We start from the raw sequence: 16,965 nt of genomic DNA, 5'->3' as shown, positions 1-16,965 counted from the left end.
GGCCACCGCGTTTTACGGTGCATTAAATTTGTTGACTGTTTTTATCAGCTTTAATAACAGACACAAGCGGAATTTATGATTCCACCAGATCTATCAGACAAACGACCAGGCCAGCCCCGCCGCAAGCATTTGGTTCACCGAACTAGACTAATGCGAAGGGACGCGAGATGGGGAAATACCAAAAGGGATGGCGGTTGCTGAGCACCGTATCTGTGTTGGGCCTGCTAGCCAGCGCAAACAGCGTGGCGGCACAGGATATTGCGGAAGACGGCGATTTTCTGGGGACGATTGAGCTGGGCGCAGGCAAGCGCGAGGTGCAGACCGACACCGGGGTGCCGCTCACTGTTATCAACCAAGAGGAAATCGACGACCGGCAAGCGGCAACAATTGCCCAATTGGTTGAATCCGTACCAGGTGTGACACTGGTGAATGGCACCACCCCGCAGTCTTCCGGTATTTCGATCCGTGGCTTTGGCGCTGACGGGACCTACGGGGCTAACCCGCGCGTGTTGATCACCATTGATGGGGCGACCACTGGCGGCGAAGAGATCTATCGGATTGGTAACCAGCTATTCACAGATCCCGCACTCTACAGGGAAATCTCGGTCATCCGCGGTACGGTCGGCAGCTATGAGTATGGATCGGGCGTTGTTGGCGGTGTCGTACAGCTGGAAACCAAGGATGCCTCTGACTTCACCGGTGGTGAAATCGGTACACGCTTCCGGCAGACTCTGGAGGCACAGTCCAACGGCACCGGATGGGCCTCATCCTCCATTCTGGCTGTGCAGCCAACAGAGGATCTGGAATTTCTTCTGAACTACACAGTCCGCGACAATGATTCCTATGAGGATGGCGATGGTGTTGAAACCGCAAATAGTGGCTTTCGGAACTATTCCTATCTGGCGAAGGGGCGCTACACATTCGGGAATTCCCGCGAGCATGCCCTGAGTGCCTGGTATAATGTCACCCATTCGGACGACAACAGCGTGCCCTATGACATTCTGGGCGCGTCTTCAGGTGGCGGGTTCTACTTCGGCGATGTGGATCGGATCACAGACAGCCGGACCGCCGGATTGCGCTACGAATTCGATGCGGTTGACAACGACCTCATCCATTTTGAGGCGACCCTGACCTATGCGGAACAGGACATTGACAGCACGTATGTCGTTGGCAGCTGCGCCGGGTTCCCGGGCTGTGATGCCTCTGTGTCAGATCTGTTGAACGCGGATCACAACTATAAAACCACCAAACTGCAACTGAAGAACACCAGCTATTTTGACACGGGTGTCGCCTCGCATGATCTGCGGCTTGGTCTGGAGATTACCAACCGTGAACGCCTTGATGCGAATTCGGCCCCTGGTGGCACCGACCGCAGGGTCGCGCTGTTTGCAGTGGACGACATTCAGTTTGGCGACCGTTTCACGCTGACCCCAGCCCTGCGGTATGAAACGCAGGACCTGAAGGGGACGGACACTGTGTCTCCCGGGGCCACCGATCCCTATAACGGCGAGATCAAGAATGATGCCCTGATGGGCGGGCTATCGGCGCGCTATGAGTTCGACAGCGGCTTTGCTGTCTTTGCGAGCGCCGCATACACTGAGGTTCTCCCGATCATTGATCGGTTGGACAAGGACCCTTCGGTCTGGGTGCCGGAAATCGGAACCACCTATGAGGCTGGTTTTTCCTATCAGAACCAGGATGTCTTTACCTCCGGCGATCAGTTGGCCTTTAAGGTCAATTACTATGACACCAACCTGAGCGATGTTCGGGTTGCCGGCGATGTGCTGACACAGGTGGATGTCGACGGCTTCGAAGTCGAAGCGTCTTACGGCATGGCGAACGGTCTCTATTTCGACCTGAACGGAACCGTTGCAGATGGTGAACAACGGCGCCCGGATGGCACTGTGTCAGAGTATACTCTGGCCCCGGTTGGTTCCGCCGCGCTGACAGTTGGCAAGCGTTTCAACGACACGCTGGATCTGAGCTGGGAAGTGGTGGCTGCAGAAAGTACAAATGCCATCAATGGGAGCGGTCCCTTGCCCGGTTACGGAGTGAATAACCTGCGCGCGACCTTCCGGCCGCAAAACGGCATGCTTGAAGGGACCGAAATCCGGTTCGGCGTCGAGAACGTTTTTGACAAACAGTATCAGACCCAACTCTCAACCCGTGCGGCAGCCGGGCGCAATTTCAAGCTGACGGTTTCCAAAACCTTCTGATCCCAAAGGCAAATCGAGAGGTGTTCCATGACACTTGGATTGAAAACCGGAAAACCCCTGCTGCTGGCCGCTGTGATGGCAGCAGCAGGCGGCGCCACAGCGCAAGAGCCGGACAACGCAGGGGTCACCATTGAGCTGAGTGACGCCGAACCGGTCGGCGAGGCCTGTAAACTGTCCTTCGTTGTGCAGAATGGCCATAAGGCGGACATCGGCAAGGCGGTCTATGAGATCGTCTTGTTCGATGATCAGGGACAAGTGGCGCGGCTCACGCTTCTCGATTTTCAGGACCTGCCTGCCGGGCGCCTGCGCGTGCGGCAGTTCCAGTTTCCTCACACCTGTGACGGCATCAGTCGGGTCCTGATCAACGGCGCCGATACCTGCACCGGTGATGGGCTTCCGGACGGTGCCTGTAGCCGCGGGCTTGTGCTGAGCAGCAGGGTGATGGAGCTAGCAGGATGACATTTGTTCAGGATGCCCTTGCCAAGGTGCTGGAGTTGGGCGGACCGGTGGTCTTGCTGTTGCTGGCAGTTTCGGTCCTGACCACTGCACTGGTGCTCTACAAGATCTGGCAATACCGTTCTGCCCGTGTTGGCCAGCATAAGGCGTTGGCCTCTGCAATCGCAGCCTGGGATCGCGGCGAAAGGGAGGCCGCCCTCGACAAGCTGAGCCATAGTCAGTCCTATCTGGTCCCGGTGATGCGGCTGGCCCTCTCAGGTACACAAGACACAATGCTGGCCGAGCGTGCTGACGCCGAAGCAGAAGAACGTTTCTCCCAGTTGGAACGCGGATTGGGGACATTGGACATGGTGGCACAGCTGGCGCCTCTGCTTGGGCTTTTCGGCACGGTGATCGGCATGATCGAGGCGTTTCAGAAACTGCAGTCGGCAGGCGCGTCGGTTGACCCTTCACTGCTAGCGGGCGGTATCTGGGTGGCCTTGCTGACCACGGCGGCAGGGCTGGCTGTCGCAATGCCCACCTCGCTTGTGCTCAGCTGGCTCACCGCCCGCATGCAGCGGGAGAGGGTCTTTGCCAATCGTGCTCTGCGCACCATCTTCGCCCCGACAGCCCAGACCTGGCCAAGAGAGCCTCTTCAGGTGGCGCATGGCACTTAAACTGCACAGCGCGCGTCGTGGCAGGCTCTCGATGACCTCGCTCATTGATGTGATTTTTCTGCTGCTTCTGTTCTTCATGCTGACGTCAACGTTTTCAAAGTTCGGCGAGATTGAACTGATGGCGGCAGGGCGCGGACCTGACAGGAGTGAGCGGCAGATGCTGTTTGTCAAGCTGGGGGCAGACAGCCTGACCTTGAACGCGCAGCCGGCTGACCTCAGTCGCATTGCCGATCTGATCCGCCTGCAGCCGCAGGCTGGCGACGGCCATCTGGTATTGATCAGCCCAAGCGAGGGGGCGTCCTCACAACGCCTGGTCGATCTGCTCACGCAGTTGCGTCAGGTGGCGGATCTCCAAGCTGTGGTGCTGGGCTGATGCGGATCCGGCCACATACAGCGGCGCAGAAGGAACCGACGATTGCGTTGATTAACATCGTTTTTCTGATGCTGATCTTCTTCATGATCGCGGGCACCTTGGCGGTGCCGCTCGACAAAGATGTCACACTGATTGAGGCCAAGGATCTGGAGGGGCGGGAGCCACCGGATGCCTTGGTTGTGCATGCTGACGGCAGGCTCACCCTGCGCGGCAAGGTGCTGGCGGATGCCGCCACATACGCCGCGATGCTGACCGAAGAGGAGCGCGCCGAAGTGCGGATCGTTCCGGATCGCGATTTACCGGCCCGGGATCTGGTGAAACTGGGCAACGCATTGCGCGCTGCCGGGGCGCAACATGTGCTGCTGGTTTCGGAAAGAGCGTTGCAATGACGGTGCCACACTCCCGGCTCATCGGCGTGTTCGCGCTGTTTCTGGCCGCTGCGGGCCATGCAGTCATGGCGCAGCTCAGTGTGCCTGACAAGGCAGAAATCAGCGGTGGTAATACTGGCCTCGCCGCCCAGGGTTTTGCCTTTGCCGATTTGGTACAGGGGGTTGATACGCCGATTGATGCCAAGGAGTTGCCGGATGCAGACATCGCCGCAACCCCCGCCGCAACCACGTTGTCACCGCAGGTCGAGAAGGTTGTGGTAGAAGCCCTACAATCCGCCGTCCAGCCCCTGCCGACTGGCGCCGTTCCGATCCGACCGGCTCTTGAGGTCGAGCCGAGCTCGTCGCAGAAACCGGAGGAACCACGTCCATCTGAAACGGCAACAGCAGCACCAAAACCGGAGGTGCTTGAACCGCTGCCGGACGCCAAACCGGAACCAAAGCCCCGGCCTACTCCCACAAGAGTGCAGAGGCATGGGAATAACGCGGCGCAGAACACCCTGGCGGGAACGGCGTCGGGAACTGCTCCAAAACACTCCGGGCAAGCCAAAACATCCCCGGGCACGGCCAAGCAACAGGGCAATGCGGCCGCAGACAATTACCGCGGCAAGGTGCTGCGGCGTGTAATGCGTGCCAAACGTCAGCGGGTGAACATCCGCGGGGCAGTGCTGGTCCGGTTCACGATCACGGGCAGCGGCGCTTTGGCCTCCGCCCGCATTGCGAAAAGTTCAGGCTCTTCAAAGCTGGACAACATTGCATTGGCACAGGTTCGCCGCGCCGCGCCGTTCCCGCCCCCACCCAAGGGTGTCAGACCGTCCTACACGGTCAGAATCAAAGGCAAATAGCTGTCGTGAGCCGGCAGATTGTTCACCTGACCACGCGTCGGTGAAAGCAGAACTGACGTCGCCGTGTCGTGCTGGTTTGATCCTGAGCCCACCCGTATTACGTCGGCTGTATGAAACATTTGATGATTTTGGGCCTTCTGCTTCTTTGTGCGTGTGGTCGGAGCGTGCCAGATGAAGCGCGTATTGTTGTGGCCGGAGATTCTATTATGGCCTGGAATCGCGGCGGCGGTGGCTCGGTTGCAGACGGGCTAGAGAGGCGGCTGGGGGAGCCGGTGGGAGATGTGTCGCTGTCGTTTGCACGGCTTATCGGGGGTGGTTGGGCGTTGAATATTCCCTCTCAGCTGAACGGTGTTGCAGCGGATTGGGTGGTGTTGAACGGCGGAGCCAATGACCTGAGTGGAAGCGGGTGTGGCTGCAGGGTCTGCGACAGCGTCCTTAATCGGCTGATCTCTGACAGCGGAACAAAGGGGGCAATCCCTGAGTTGGTCGCGGAACTGCGCCGCCGTGGATCCCGCGTGGTCTGGTTGGACTACTACACCGCTCCGCGATACGCTGGGACAACCTGTGTTGCGCCATACCGGATATTGGAGAGGCGCCTGGATCGCATGGCGGCAGCAGATCCGGGGGTAATCGTTTTGGACTTGGATTCGGTGTTCCGATCCGACGATCTCTCCCTTTTTGCCAGGGATCGCGTTCATCCGTCCCAGCGCGGGTCAGGTCGTATTGCCGACCTTGTGGCGCCTGTTCTTATACGTTGACTGCGGCTCTCTTTTCCGATGCCCGTCTTTGCTCGCAGGTGAATTCCCGGTTTCGCGGCTGAAACCAGGAGGACTAGGTTGGAATGCCATGTGCCGGGCCGTTAAGGACGGACCGGCGTCCCGTCATTCATCGCCAGCATTCAGGCCGGAGAGGAAGAAATCCTTGCCCAGCTCGGGGTTATGGGCCAATCCTTCGACCATGTCTTCGTAGTATTGCCGTTTGATTGCGCGACTTTGCGCTTTCTCTAGCCCGTGCCCGGTGAAGGAGGCAATGCGGGCGGTTTCATTGTCTTTCTTGACCCGCAACGCGCGCGCGACCTTATCTGGGTAGCGTTTCACCAGCGCGCTGCGCAGGGTCCAGGAATATTTCGGAGAAAATGGGGAAATCCAGTCAATGAACCAGAGCCGGTCACCGCTGGTCCAGCGGTCAGGGTTGAGGTGGTTGGGATTGAGGATGTAGGCGGCCTCTGTGTCCTCATCAAGGAGCGCCCAGCTGCAATAGGCCACCGGAAAGCCGTCCTTTTCAACAATGTAATACTGCTGATTGGCGATGGCAGGCAGGATAAATCCTGCCTGCTGGCTGACCGTCCAATCCCGGTGCAGGACGGAATTGGACCACAGCCAGGCAATCTTGCCATAGGTTTGAAAGTTCTGCTGTTGGTCCATGGTCCTGCTTTCCTGCTGTGACGGTCTTGCGGTCGTGGCGTCAGACAAAGACAAAGGAAGTTGCCCCCAGCTCGTCAATTTCCACGCCGAACAGATCGATCAGGCCGTCTGCGGTTTGGATACGGGTGTGGGTTTCTTCTCCATTTGCGCTTTCTATGACTGAGATGTCAAAATCATCAACCGATCCGCCGAAATCAAACATCAGCTTGTCCTCACCGACGGTGAAGTCGGTGATCCGGTCATTGCCATGGCCTGCGCGGAAGACGAAGGTGTCAAACCCGTCCCCCCCGGCAAGCCGATCGTTGCCCGCGCCGCCTTCGAGCAGGTTGCGCCCTGTGGTGCCGTTCAGGTCATCATCGAAATCAGAGCCAATGACGCCTTCGAACCCTGAAATCTGATCGCCAGCAACATAGTTGGTCGGCGAGGGAATGAACTCCGAGGTCTGCTCCGCCAGTTTGATCCGCACTGCGGTTGAATGACCCTTGTAGCTGAGGACATCAAAGCCATCACCGCCGTTCAGCGTGTCTGTCCCCTCACCGCCATGAATGGTGTCGTCACCGCCATAGCCGGCAATGACGTCATTGCCAGCGCCCCCTTTGAAGAAGTTCGCACCGTCATTCCCGACCAGGACATCGGCAAAGCTGGTCCCAATGGCGCCTTCGAAGTTGTCAATGCTCTCGCTGGATTGGGCTGGAGTGCCGTTCACGATGTCAGCGACCAACGAAGACCAACCCTTAGCCGGATTGTCAAAATACATAATGATGCCGTTGGTGGCGCCTTCGTAGCTGAGGACATCAAATCCTGCTCCGCCATCCAGATTATCTGCACCCGCTCCCCCGTCAATCAGGTCGTTTCCGGCACCACCTGAAATCGTATCGGCGCCCGCCCCGCCTCTTATGAGGTTGGCGTCCATATCACCGACTATTTTGTTCTGGCCCGCGTCTCCGAGCAGGACATTGTAGTTGCCATCACGGTTGGCAAGCATGTCTTCTAATGTCGCAAGCCCCCCGGCGGTCAGAACTGCACCGCCGGTCTGGGCATCCCGTGCCTGCCCCAGCGCATCGGCGAATGTGCTGCTGTATGGGCTGTCGCCGTTGTCGCGGTGCGTTGCCCAAATGTCATCCGAATTCCGGAACGCGTGGTAATTTGCGCGCAGGGTGCTGAAAGCGGTGTTGGGTGCCGCGGCTGAGGTGCTGTCGAAAGCCCCGAGCGCGCCGTGGCGGAAATTGACCTCCGCACCATTGGAGGTGACCACATTGACCCGGAAGGTGCTGGCGCTGTTGCCGTCCTGCAGGATTGCATCAAGGTCCGCCTGCGACAGCCCGTCTTGGGTGGTCCACCCGGCCCAACTGCTGCTGGAGACCTGGGTGCTGGTGCTCAGGCCCTGACGATCAATGAAATAGTCCTGAACGGTGAAAGAGGAGTGCGCACCAAGTGAGATGACCAGATCGTCACCGTAGGAGTTGAACCAGATATCCCCGTCTTCGCGCATATGGATGTTGAGGACGTCACCTTTGATGTCCTCAGCTTCTGGACCGGTGATCAGGTGGTGACCCTGGCTGCCGCCTCCATAGCTGGCCGGGAAATAGGTGATGTTGTAGACATCTCGGCCTTCGCCTCCGACCAGGATATCATTGCCGCCGTGGATATTGCTGTAGCTGAATTGATCATCCCCGGCACCGCCATAGAGGTAATCATCTTTCCATGACCCCTTGATCGTATCGTTGTGTTCCGTCCCGAGGATTGCAACGGAGTGGTTCCCCGCAACGTCGACGCTGATATCCAACTCAGTTGTGGTCCCGTCGGCATTCACATTGGTTATGCCGTTGTTGATCGCCTCGCGGTAGTCCGACAGCGAATGAACAATCGTGTCTCCTTCGACGCCTTCCTGTTCCAGCGTGATATGCGCGGCTTCGGTATTCCATACGTTGAGTTGTTTCAGCGCAGTATCATCAGTGCTGCGCAGGATATTGGTGAGCGAAGCCGCGGTTTTCGCAACCTCTTCATCCCGGTTGTCGGTCACCAGAGGGATCAGGGCTTCGGCCATCTCAGATGCGGTTTGTTCGCGGATCTGGTCAGTTTCCAGCTCGTCTACCAAACGTTTGAAGCTCTCGGAACTCAGGCCCAGGGTGTCTCCGTCGCCAGCGCCACCATCAAGATAGAGCTCCTCCTTCTGACCGCTCCAGTAGCTCTCCAGTAGCGCGTGGTCGAGGTTGATCAGATCGTCACCCTCACCACCGCCAACAACCTGAATGGCCGCGCCGACGTTGATCTGGTCATCACCGCCAAAGCCGAACACCTGTTCAAGCTGGGTCGAAGTGTCGAGATACATGTAATCGCCCAGAGACGAGCCATGCAGAATCTCGACATTGCTAAGGGTGTCTCTGACGGAATGCGCCTCGCTGCGCTCATCCAGCCCAACCTTGCGGAACTGCACAACTTCGGTGCGCTTGCCGTGATTGGTTGTCTGGGAGTCGATGGACTCCTGGTAGTATTTTGAACCGGCTTTGAGGTTCTTATACACATAGGTGGTGCCGTCAGAACTAGAGATCGACAGCCCGCGCGACAGCTCGCTTTGTGACAGCCGCGCATAAGAGGCCGTGTCTTGCCCGCTGCCACCATCAAAGGTGACCTGGCTTTCGTATGAGAACAGGGTGTCATCGCCGCCGCCCGCATCGATGTCGATCCCGATCTCCATCTTGTTGCCCATGCGATCCTCTGCACTGGACACGACTTTGCTCATGTTGAAGGTGGTTTGGTTGGCGCCGTAATCGCGGATATTCCAGCCCGAAAGATCGGTGATCTTCAGCGTTGTCTGATATTCATTCTTTCCGGTTTCTTCGCGGCTAGTTTCCTCAGTCCCGGCGGAGAACAGTGGCGTCGTGAAGGTCAGGTAGGATTTGGCACCATTGGCGTTGGGCAACTGAATGACGTTGATATTGCTGCCTTCGCTCGGCGTGAGCGCACGGTCGCCAGTCTGCCAGCCATTGTTGGTGAAGGTCTCGACATAGTTCTTGGCGGTCTTGTTCAGCTCGCCGCTGGTTTTGCTGATTGCCGCCAGCTCGACATCGGTAACATCCAGCCCCTGACCCCCTAGCGCAATCACCTGATCAACGTCTTCATCGGCGACCAGATCACTAAAAAAATCGGTGTAGTGGGCTTTGGTCTTTTCCTGTTTTTGATCGAAACTGCCGTCAAAGAACTCCTCTACGGTCTGTGGGTTTCCGTTCTCATCCGTCCTTATCTTTTCGGCGTATTTGTCGGCAATCGCTTCAAGCGCGACCTGTTCAAACGCCCCGACAATCGCGGAAATTGCGCCGCCGATCAGCCCCACCGCAGCCGCGATGGGCGCCCCCACACCGGTTGCGGCCAGCACACCGGACGTCACCCCTGTGACAACATCAAGCCCGGTGGTCACACCGTAAAAAGCGGCTTCTGCGTCCTTGGATTCCTGCAACAGATCGCTGAGAAGACCTGAACTGTAGGTGTCGGATTTCTGGATTGCGTCGATCCGGTCCTGTTTCTGGTCGAACTCGGCCCATTTTGCCGGGTTGATGGCCCCGACGACGGACCCGATGGCACCAATCACCGGCACTGCCTTGCCAAGCACATTGGCGGCCTTGCTGCCCGCCTTTACTGCCAATTCCGCAATACCGAGCACGTTTTCGACGGTCGCAAAGGCCAGTGCCGTGCCCTGAAGACCGACTTCGGCCTGTACGATCTTGCGGGTCTCATCTGGCAAGTCGGGATCCGCCAGCAGCTTGGCCGTCGGCACAAAGCTCCCAGCGGCGCCGCCAACCAATGACAGCGCGGCAAAGCCCTTTGCCCCCTTGGCGAATTTGAGGTGCCCTGCGGCCTCAAGAATATCACCGCCCGCCCCCAGCGCGGCCTCACCCAGGAAACCGGCATTTGCGGCATGGCCCTCGGGTGTGTTGTCGGGTTTCACCGCAAAGGCCGAAATTGCCTGTCCGGTGCTCAGCACATTGACGCCCGCCTTCAGCGACGCCGTGCGCACGGTGCTGCTGTATTCCTCGAACCCCTCAGTTTTTTCTTTCAGATTGATGAGATCAAGTGACTCTGCCGAAACCGCTTCCAGTTCGGCCTTCTTGTTGGCGGCAAGGATATCACTGCCGGTGTAGGTCTCGGCAGCATAGATCTTGTATTCTTCAAGCTTTTCCTGGCGAGAGATTTCCAGCGCGTCGATGCGGGCTTGCAGATACTCTGCGTGGTTTGCGGTGTGTTCGCCAATGTCGCCGCCTTTTGAGAAGGTCGCGAGTTTTGTCTGAAGGCTTTCAGCAGCATCCACCACGGCGTTGGTGCGGTAGATTTCCTTGCTGATCTTATCAGCCGCCGCCGCATCGAAATCCGGGTGGTTTGGATCACTCAGCCGGTCGTGTTGCGCCCGCAGGACATCAAGCTCGACCTTCAGCTTCGAAATGTCGTCGGTGACAGTGCCCTTGATTGAGTTGATGAACTGTTCGTTGGTGTTTGCCAGTTCACCCGCGGCGTACTGCTGTTCGACTGCGGCAACGATCTTGCCAACGATTTTCAGGTCTTTGGCGACAAACTCCGCCCATTGGGCTTCCACGTTGTTGTCTTCATCCTCACCGGTCAGATCCTTTCCGGCGATTTTCCCTTTCAGGCTTTTGACCAGATTGTAGTTCCAATTCGAATAATTGGTCGCCTTGCTGATCGATTTGACCTCTGGAATGGCGATCCCGGATTCGAGAAATGTCTGAACCGTATCGCGAAACGAGTCCCGCGCCTCCGGTCCCAGATCCTCAAAGATCGTGTCATATGCAATGACTGAGGTTTCTAGGATGGCGGCTTGTTCTTCGTTCAGCATATAATGCGACCTTTCTGACGGGGGCAGAGTGTGATCCGGTTCGTCACGGGTGTGCCGTGCTCGCAACGCTGAAAAAAACGCCGCCGCCATCGTATGTCCAAACTTCGGTATTGGATAAGGCCAGATCGCAAGAAGTGCGAATAACGCGCTGAGGTTCAATGGGTTATCAGAAGCCGCTAAGTTGAAACTAAATGCGATCAAGGATGGTGGCCGAACGTATCAATCTGTTTGCCCTTAAAGTCAGTTGTCGCAGTTCTCAGCCGTAGTGACGCATATTCTAAATTACATCACATGTTCACAAAATCGACGAATCACCATCCGGCGATGGGGCGTGTCGGATTCTTCAAAGGTGCGGGTGCTGTGCCTTGATCGGGCATGCTGATGGCACGCGAATGAGCACGCTCAGGTTGAACCCTGATCGGCTGCTTGCTGTTTGTGACGCGCCTGTGTGCTACGTCAGTTCTAGGCCCGCCAAGTCACAGATCAGCCTGCGGATGGCGTCGACACCGTCGCGGGCCTTGAGGTTGGCAAAGACAAAGGGACGTTCGGTGCGCATGTGCTTTGCATCGCGCTCCATCACCGACAGATCCGCACCGACATGGGGCGCCAGATCGGTTTTGTTGATGATCAGAATGTCCGAGCGGGTGATTGCAGGACCGCCCTTGCGTGGGATTTCTTCTCCTGCGGCAACATCAATCACATAGATTGTCAGATCGGCGAGTTCTGGGCTGAATGTGGCCGATAGGTTATCACCACCGCTTTCGATCAGGATGAGTTGAAGATCTGGATGGCGTTCGCGCAGCTCGGCCACAGCACCAAGATTGATGGACGCGTCTTCGCGAATGGCGGTATGGGGACAGCCGCCGGTTTCCACCCCCAGAATCCGGTCTTGTGGCAGGATCTGTTGGCGCATCAGCGCCTCGGCGTCTTCCTGTGTGTAGATGTCATTGGTGATCACCGCGATGGAGTGACTGTCTCGAAACACTTCGCTGAGCGCTGCAGTGAGGGTGGTTTTGCCCGCACCGACCGGTCCGCCAATTCCAATGCGCAGGGGCCCGTTGAGAGTTGTCATGTGCGAAAGATCCTTGAATGCTGGGTTTCGTGTTTCATTGCTGCGATATCGGCAAGGAAGCTGGTAGAGGACAGCTGTGCGAGGTCGCCATCATCGGTCTGCTCGGCGATGTCCTGACAAAGCGGCGCAAGGGCGCGGGTAATCGCCTGTGCTCTGCTCTGTCCGATGGGGGCGAGACGTTGGCCCGCCGCCACAAGGTTCGCGGCAAAGGCCTGCAGGTACAGCGCGATGGTCGCCTGCAAGGGCAGGGCACAGCAGTTTGCCGAATAGCCAACAGCGACGGGATAAGTGAGCTTAGTGGGTATGCCGTTCTGGTCCGTTTCCGGCCACACGGTGCGGGTGATCTGGCAAAAGGCCGCTCCTTGCAGGTCGGTTTCGCGAAGACGCTCCAGCGATGGTGCATAGGCGCGAATTTGTGCGTCGATCTGCGCCACGGCACCAGTATGCGGGGCATGATAGGCTGCAGCGAGAAACAGAGCATCAGACCGGCCACCGCCGTCCCGCAGAACTGTTTCAATCCAGCCCTGCAATTCGGCTGCTGTGCTGACCGCAGCGGAGGTTATTGCCCATTCTAACCCATGCGAATAGCTGAATGCCCCCACCGGATAGCCGGGAGAGAACCACTGTGCCAAGGTCAGCAATTGTGCATTAGTGGGCATGGGGCTGCCCGTGCCCATCGTCATGTGAATGGGAGTGGGAATGGCTATGGGTGCGGCCATGGCCATAGGCCCCGCCCTCTGGGGTGAAGGGTTCCACCACATCGCGCAGTGTCGCGCCAAGCTTGTTCAGCATGTCCCGGATCACATGGTCGCGCTGGATCAGCAGGCGATTGGCCTCGATCTGGCAGGGCATATGACGGTTGCCGATGTGCCAGGCCAAACGGAGGATGTGGTCGCCTGTCACTTCCAGCAGCTCCTCCTTTGCCGGGCGAACACCGATTTTATGCCCGTCGTCCAGCACGAAGGCGTCGCCTGCATCCAGAGATTGGGTGGACGGAAAATCGGCCAGAAACCGCAAGCCGCTATCGCTGGTCAACACTTTGCGGCGCAGGAACCGGTCCTCATAGCTAAGGGTGATCTGATCCTCCGTATCATGGGCATGGATTTTGTGCTGGCTTAGGGGGAGGGACATCCGAGAACTCCGTCAGAATAAAAAATAGCGCTGGGCCATCGGTAGATCATCGGCCGGGGTACAGGTGAGAAGTTCGCCATCTGCACGGACCTCATAGGTTTCCGGATCGACTTTGATCTCTGGCAGGGCGGTGTTGAGTTTCAGGTCAGATTTACCAATGGTGCGCGTGTTCCTGACCGCGCAGGTCTGTTTGGCGAGGCCAAGGTGTTGGCGAATTCCGCCTGCTTCAGCTGCCTCTGACACAAAGGTGACGGCGGAGTTTTCCACTGAGCGGCCGTAGGCTGCGAACATCTGCCGGGAATAGACAGGCTGTGGTGTGGGGATGGAAGCATTGGGATCACCCATCTGTGCCATCGCGATAGAGCCGCCGAGCAGCACCATTTCAGGCTTTACGCCAAAGAACGCCGGGTTCCACAGCACCAGATCAGCCCGCTTTCCGACCTCAATACTGCCGATTTCATGGGCGATACCGTGGGCGATGGCCGGATTGATCGTGTATTTTGCAATATAGCGGCGAACGCGGAAGTTGTCGTTTTCGCCGGTCTCTTCCGGCAGGCGCCCCCGTTGCTTTTTCATCTTGTCGGCAGTTTGCCAGGTGCGGATCAGAACTTCGCCGACACGGCCCATGGCCTGACTGTCCGAGGCGATGATCGAAAAGGCGCCCATGTCATGCAGGATGTCCTCTGCCGCGATGGTTTCGCGGCGGATGCGGCTTTCGGCGAAGGCGACGTCTTCGGGGATTGATTTGTCGAGGTGATGACAGACCATCAGCATATCCAGATGCTCTTCGATGGTGTTGACGGTAAACGGACGTGTGGGGTTGGTGGAGGAGGGCAGAACATGCGCCTCTCCGCAGATTTTGATGATGTCCGGCGCATGACCGCCACCCGCGCCCTCTGTGTGAAAGGCGTGGATGGTGCGGCCCTTCAGCGCTGCAACGGTATGTTCGACAAAGCCAGATTCATTCAGCGTGTCGGTGTGGATCATCACCTGTACGTCCATCGCATCTGCCACTGAAAGACAGCAATCAATGGCCGCCGGGGTGGTGCCCCAATCCTCATGCAGCTTCATCGCGCAAGCACCTGAGGTGATCTGCTCTTCCAGTGCGTGGGGCTGCGAGGCGTTGCCCTTGCCTGCAAAGGCCATGTTCATGGGAAAGGCATCCGCCGCCTGCAGCATACGTCCGATGTGCCAGGGCCCCGGTGTGCAGGTGGTGGCGAGGGTTCCGTGGGCGGGCCCCGTGCCGCCCCCCAACATGGTTGTCAGGCCGGAATGCAGCGCCTCTTCGATTTGCTGTGGGCAGATGAAATGGATGTGACTGTCAAAACCACCTGCGGTCAGGATCCGTCCCTCTCCCGCGATGATCTCGGTTCCCGGCCCGATGATGATCGTAACGCCGGGTTGTGTGTCTGGGTTGCCTGCCTTGCCGATGGCGGCGATGCGCCCGTCTCTCAGGCCCACATCTGCCTTGTAGATCCCGCTATGGTCCAAGATCAGCGCATTGGTGATGACCGTGTCGACCGCGCCGTCGGCACGGCTGGCCTGCGATTGGCCCATGCCGTCGCGGATCACCTTGCCCCCGCCGAATTTCACCTCTTCGCCATAGCGGAGAGCCTTGCCGCCTCCGCTGGCTTCGGCGATCAGATCGCGCTCTACCTCGATGACCAGATCGGTGTCCGCCAGGCGCAGGCGGTCGCCTACTGTAGGGCCAAACATCGCTGCATAATCGGCACGGATGATTTGGGATGGCATTAGAGATCCCCCATGATGGCAGCATTGAAGCCAAAGATGCGCCGTGCGCCGGATATCGGGATTAGCTGCACTTCGCGGCGCTGGCCCGGTTCGAACCGCACGGCGGTGCCCGCTGCAATATCAAGACGCTGGCCGCGTGCGGCAACCCGGTCAAAGTCGAGTGCCGGGTTTGCCTCGGCAAAGTGGTAGTGCGATCCGATTTGCACCGGTCGATCGCCGGTGTTGGCCACCATCAGACGGGTAACGGGGTGATCCGGGTTCAGCTCCAGATGGCCCGAAGCGGGGAAGAGTTCGCCGGGGATCATTTGCGTCGCCACAGAAGGCTGGCACCGCCAATGACCACGGTTGCGACCAAGGCCGCCAGAAGCCATGTCTCGGCGCCGTGGGGGTGAACATGTGCTCCACCATGGGCGAGGGCCGGGCTGCCGATCAGTAGCAGGAGAGTGAAATATGCGGGGCGAGGTGTCATGAGTCTGGATCTCCTGATTGTGGATCAGCGAATGGGGTTGTGGACGGTGACAAGCTTGGTGCCATCGCGGAAGGTCGCTTCCACCTGAATGTCGTGGATCATCTCGGCAACGCCCGTCATGCAGTCGTCGCGAGTGATGACCTGCGCGCCCGCTTCCATCATGTCGGCGACGGATCGACCGTCGCGTGCCCCCTCGACCACCGCGTCTGTTATCAGTGCGATGGCTTCGGGATGGTTCAGCTTCACACCGCGCGAGAGCCGGCGCCGGGCCACCTCTGCCGCCATGGAAATCAGAAGTTTGTCTTTTTCGCGTGGGGTTAGATTCATGTCAGATCATCCAAGGTCGGGGAAGAGGGGCGCCATGCAGATCGCTGAGGATTGGCAGCAGCAGCTGGCGCAACGCGAAACTGTCGGGAGCGAGGGCACGCATGATCAAAAGGTCATCGCCGATTATGCTGGCACCGGCGGTAGGACCCAGTTGCGCACGTAAAGGAGCAAGCCTGCCTTCGGCATCGGGTGCGACGTAGGCCAGGGTCGCCATAGCTCCGGCGCCACCAGCTATCGTCGGATTCGCCAAATGTGCGGCGACATCGCCATGCAGATGGATTGTATCCAGAAACAGGGGATGCCCGGCGCGCCGAATGTCGATGCGATCATTCAGGCGGGCTTTGGTCAGTTTCTCGCCCATGGCCGCCCGCCCAAAAACCAGCGTTTCACACAACAACAGGCGGGACTCTGCGTCCAGATCAACGGTGAGGCTTCGGTCCAGGCTGCAGCCTTGAAACAGGATCGTTTCCTGAGGAAGCCAGGCGAGGTTGGCCTGGGGGGCGACGCTGATTGTGTTGCGGATCAGGCCGGTTTCACCGGGCTGCGCACGATAGGCGCGCTCAGCTGCTTGGGTGGTGAGGGTCAGCGATGTCCCAACGCGAGCGGTTGCGTGCAGATTGAGTTGGTCACCCCCTGTCACACCGCCGGCAGTATTGACGACCACCCCCTGCAGCGCGGCGTCGTCGGTGCGTGGAAACAAGAGCTTCAGCGATCCAACCTGCCTAAGGTCGGCCAGGACTGATGCACTGCCACGCCGCTTGGCGGAGACTGAGACATCTCCAACAGCGCGCGGGGGGGCTATCTGTACTGCTGTCGCAGGTACCTTATCGGCTTGCTGGTACCGGGTCACAGGCAGTCCACAGGCACGATCGGACCAAGACGATTGCTGGCGTTGAGATGAAGGTCTGGGCGTCATGCTGCTGATTTCATCACAGCGCAGACCCACCGCCAGCGCAAAGCGAGCTATTCGGCATTCTGCGCCAAGCCCTGTGCGAAATAGAGGCCAATTGCT

Annotated in this window: 17 protein-coding genes; 7 read left to right on the top strand and 10 right to left on the bottom strand. The window is 58.5% G+C overall.

Annotated features, from left to right (window positions below; translation table 11 throughout):
* The first annotated feature begins 167 nt into the window (after positions 1–167).
* The 7 genes from phaeop14_RS15805 to phaeop14_RS15775 all read left to right on the top strand — a co-directional run bounded on the left by phaeop14_RS15805 (position 168) and on the right by phaeop14_RS15775 (position 5,690).
* On the top strand, positions 168–2,216 hold the full coding sequence (locus phaeop14_RS15805; RefSeq protein WP_193438253.1) for a TonB-dependent receptor domain-containing protein: 2,049 nt from the start codon (positions 168–170) through the stop codon (positions 2,214–2,216).
* Positions 2,217–2,243: 27 nt separating this feature from the next.
* Positions 2,244–2,675, top strand: coding sequence for a hypothetical protein (locus tag phaeop14_RS15800; protein WP_096790072.1), 432 nt, complete (start codon positions 2,244–2,246; stop codon positions 2,673–2,675).
* Complete coding sequence (locus phaeop14_RS15795) at positions 2,672–3,328, top strand: MotA/TolQ/ExbB proton channel family protein (RefSeq protein ID WP_096790071.1); 657 nt, start codon at positions 2,672–2,674, stop codon at positions 3,326–3,328. The genes phaeop14_RS15800 and phaeop14_RS15795 overlap by 4 nt, the downstream gene beginning before the upstream one ends.
* Entirely contained in the window at positions 3,318–3,701 is a 384-nt protein-coding gene (locus phaeop14_RS15790; RefSeq protein WP_244905781.1) for an ExbD/TolR family protein, read from the top strand. The genes phaeop14_RS15795 and phaeop14_RS15790 overlap by 11 nt, the downstream gene beginning before the upstream one ends.
* On the top strand, positions 3,701–4,090 hold the full coding sequence (locus phaeop14_RS15785; RefSeq protein WP_096790069.1) for an ExbD/TolR family protein: 390 nt from the start codon (positions 3,701–3,703) through the stop codon (positions 4,088–4,090). The genes phaeop14_RS15790 and phaeop14_RS15785 overlap by 1 nt, the downstream gene beginning before the upstream one ends.
* The gene (locus tag phaeop14_RS15780; RefSeq protein ID WP_096790068.1) at positions 4,087–4,932 is read left to right on the top strand and encodes an energy transducer TonB family protein; all 846 of its coding nucleotides are present in this window, start codon (positions 4,087–4,089) and stop codon (positions 4,930–4,932) included. The genes phaeop14_RS15785 and phaeop14_RS15780 overlap by 4 nt, the downstream gene beginning before the upstream one ends.
* Positions 4,933–5,042: 110 nt before the next feature.
* Positions 5,043–5,690 (top strand): GDSL-type esterase/lipase family protein, encoded by a 648-nt coding sequence (locus phaeop14_RS15775; protein WP_096790067.1) that lies wholly within the window; start codon positions 5,043–5,045, stop codon positions 5,688–5,690.
* A 123-nt stretch (positions 5,691–5,813) separates the two neighbouring features.
* Here phaeop14_RS15775 and phaeop14_RS15770 read toward each other — a convergent pair whose 3' ends face one another.
* The 10 genes from phaeop14_RS15770 to phaeop14_RS15725 all read right to left on the bottom strand — a co-directional run bounded on the left by phaeop14_RS15770 (position 5,814) and on the right by phaeop14_RS15725 (position 16,653).
* On the bottom strand, positions 5,814–6,356 hold the full coding sequence (locus phaeop14_RS15770) for a toxin-activating lysine-acyltransferase (protein ID WP_096790066.1): 543 nt from the start codon (positions 6,354–6,356) through the stop codon (positions 5,814–5,816).
* Between the two features lie 40 nt (positions 6,357–6,396).
* Positions 6,397–11,202, bottom strand: coding sequence for a hypothetical protein (locus phaeop14_RS15765; RefSeq protein WP_158524517.1), 4,806 nt, complete (start codon positions 11,200–11,202; stop codon positions 6,397–6,399).
* A gap of 451 nt (positions 11,203–11,653) precedes the next feature.
* Positions 11,654–12,274, bottom strand: coding sequence for an urease accessory protein UreG (gene ureG, locus phaeop14_RS15760; RefSeq protein WP_096790064.1), 621 nt, complete (start codon positions 12,272–12,274; stop codon positions 11,654–11,656).
* Positions 12,271–12,933, bottom strand: coding sequence for an urease accessory protein UreF (locus tag phaeop14_RS15755; protein ID WP_096790336.1), 663 nt, complete (start codon positions 12,931–12,933; stop codon positions 12,271–12,273). The genes ureG and phaeop14_RS15755 overlap by 4 nt, the downstream gene beginning before the upstream one ends.
* The gene (locus phaeop14_RS15750) at positions 12,923–13,405 is read right to left on the bottom strand and encodes an urease accessory protein UreE (RefSeq protein ID WP_040178852.1); all 483 of its coding nucleotides are present in this window, start codon (positions 13,403–13,405) and stop codon (positions 12,923–12,925) included. Before phaeop14_RS15750 ends, phaeop14_RS15755 begins: the two co-directional genes overlap by 11 nt.
* A gap of 12 nt (positions 13,406–13,417) precedes the next feature.
* Entirely contained in the window at positions 13,418–15,157 is a 1,740-nt protein-coding gene (ureC, locus tag phaeop14_RS15745; protein ID WP_096790063.1) for an urease subunit alpha, read from the bottom strand.
* A complete protein-coding gene (locus phaeop14_RS15740; RefSeq protein WP_096790062.1) occupies positions 15,157–15,462 on the bottom strand; it encodes an urease subunit beta in 306 nt (101 codons plus the stop codon). The genes ureC and phaeop14_RS15740 overlap by 1 nt, the downstream gene beginning before the upstream one ends.
* The gene (locus phaeop14_RS15735) at positions 15,459–15,626 is read right to left on the bottom strand and encodes a peptidase M23 (protein WP_096790061.1); all 168 of its coding nucleotides are present in this window, start codon (positions 15,624–15,626) and stop codon (positions 15,459–15,461) included. The genes phaeop14_RS15740 and phaeop14_RS15735 overlap by 4 nt, the downstream gene beginning before the upstream one ends.
* A 24-nt stretch (positions 15,627–15,650) precedes the next feature.
* Complete coding sequence (locus tag phaeop14_RS15730) at positions 15,651–15,953, bottom strand: urease subunit gamma (RefSeq protein WP_024098754.1); 303 nt, start codon at positions 15,951–15,953, stop codon at positions 15,651–15,653.
* 1 nt (position 15,954) lies between these two features.
* Positions 15,955–16,653, bottom strand: a complete 699-nt coding sequence (locus tag phaeop14_RS15725; RefSeq protein ID WP_338090129.1) for an urease accessory protein UreD — start codon at positions 16,651–16,653, stop codon at positions 15,955–15,957.
* Between the last annotated feature and the right edge of the window lie 312 nt (positions 16,654–16,965).

The sequence above is a fragment of the Phaeobacter piscinae genome, assembly GCF_002407245.1.
GTDB classification, from domain to species: Bacteria; Pseudomonadota; Alphaproteobacteria; order Rhodobacterales; family Rhodobacteraceae; genus Phaeobacter; species Phaeobacter piscinae.
Note: the sequence above shows the minus strand (reverse complement) of the source record. Positions and strands in the feature narration are given on the sequence as shown.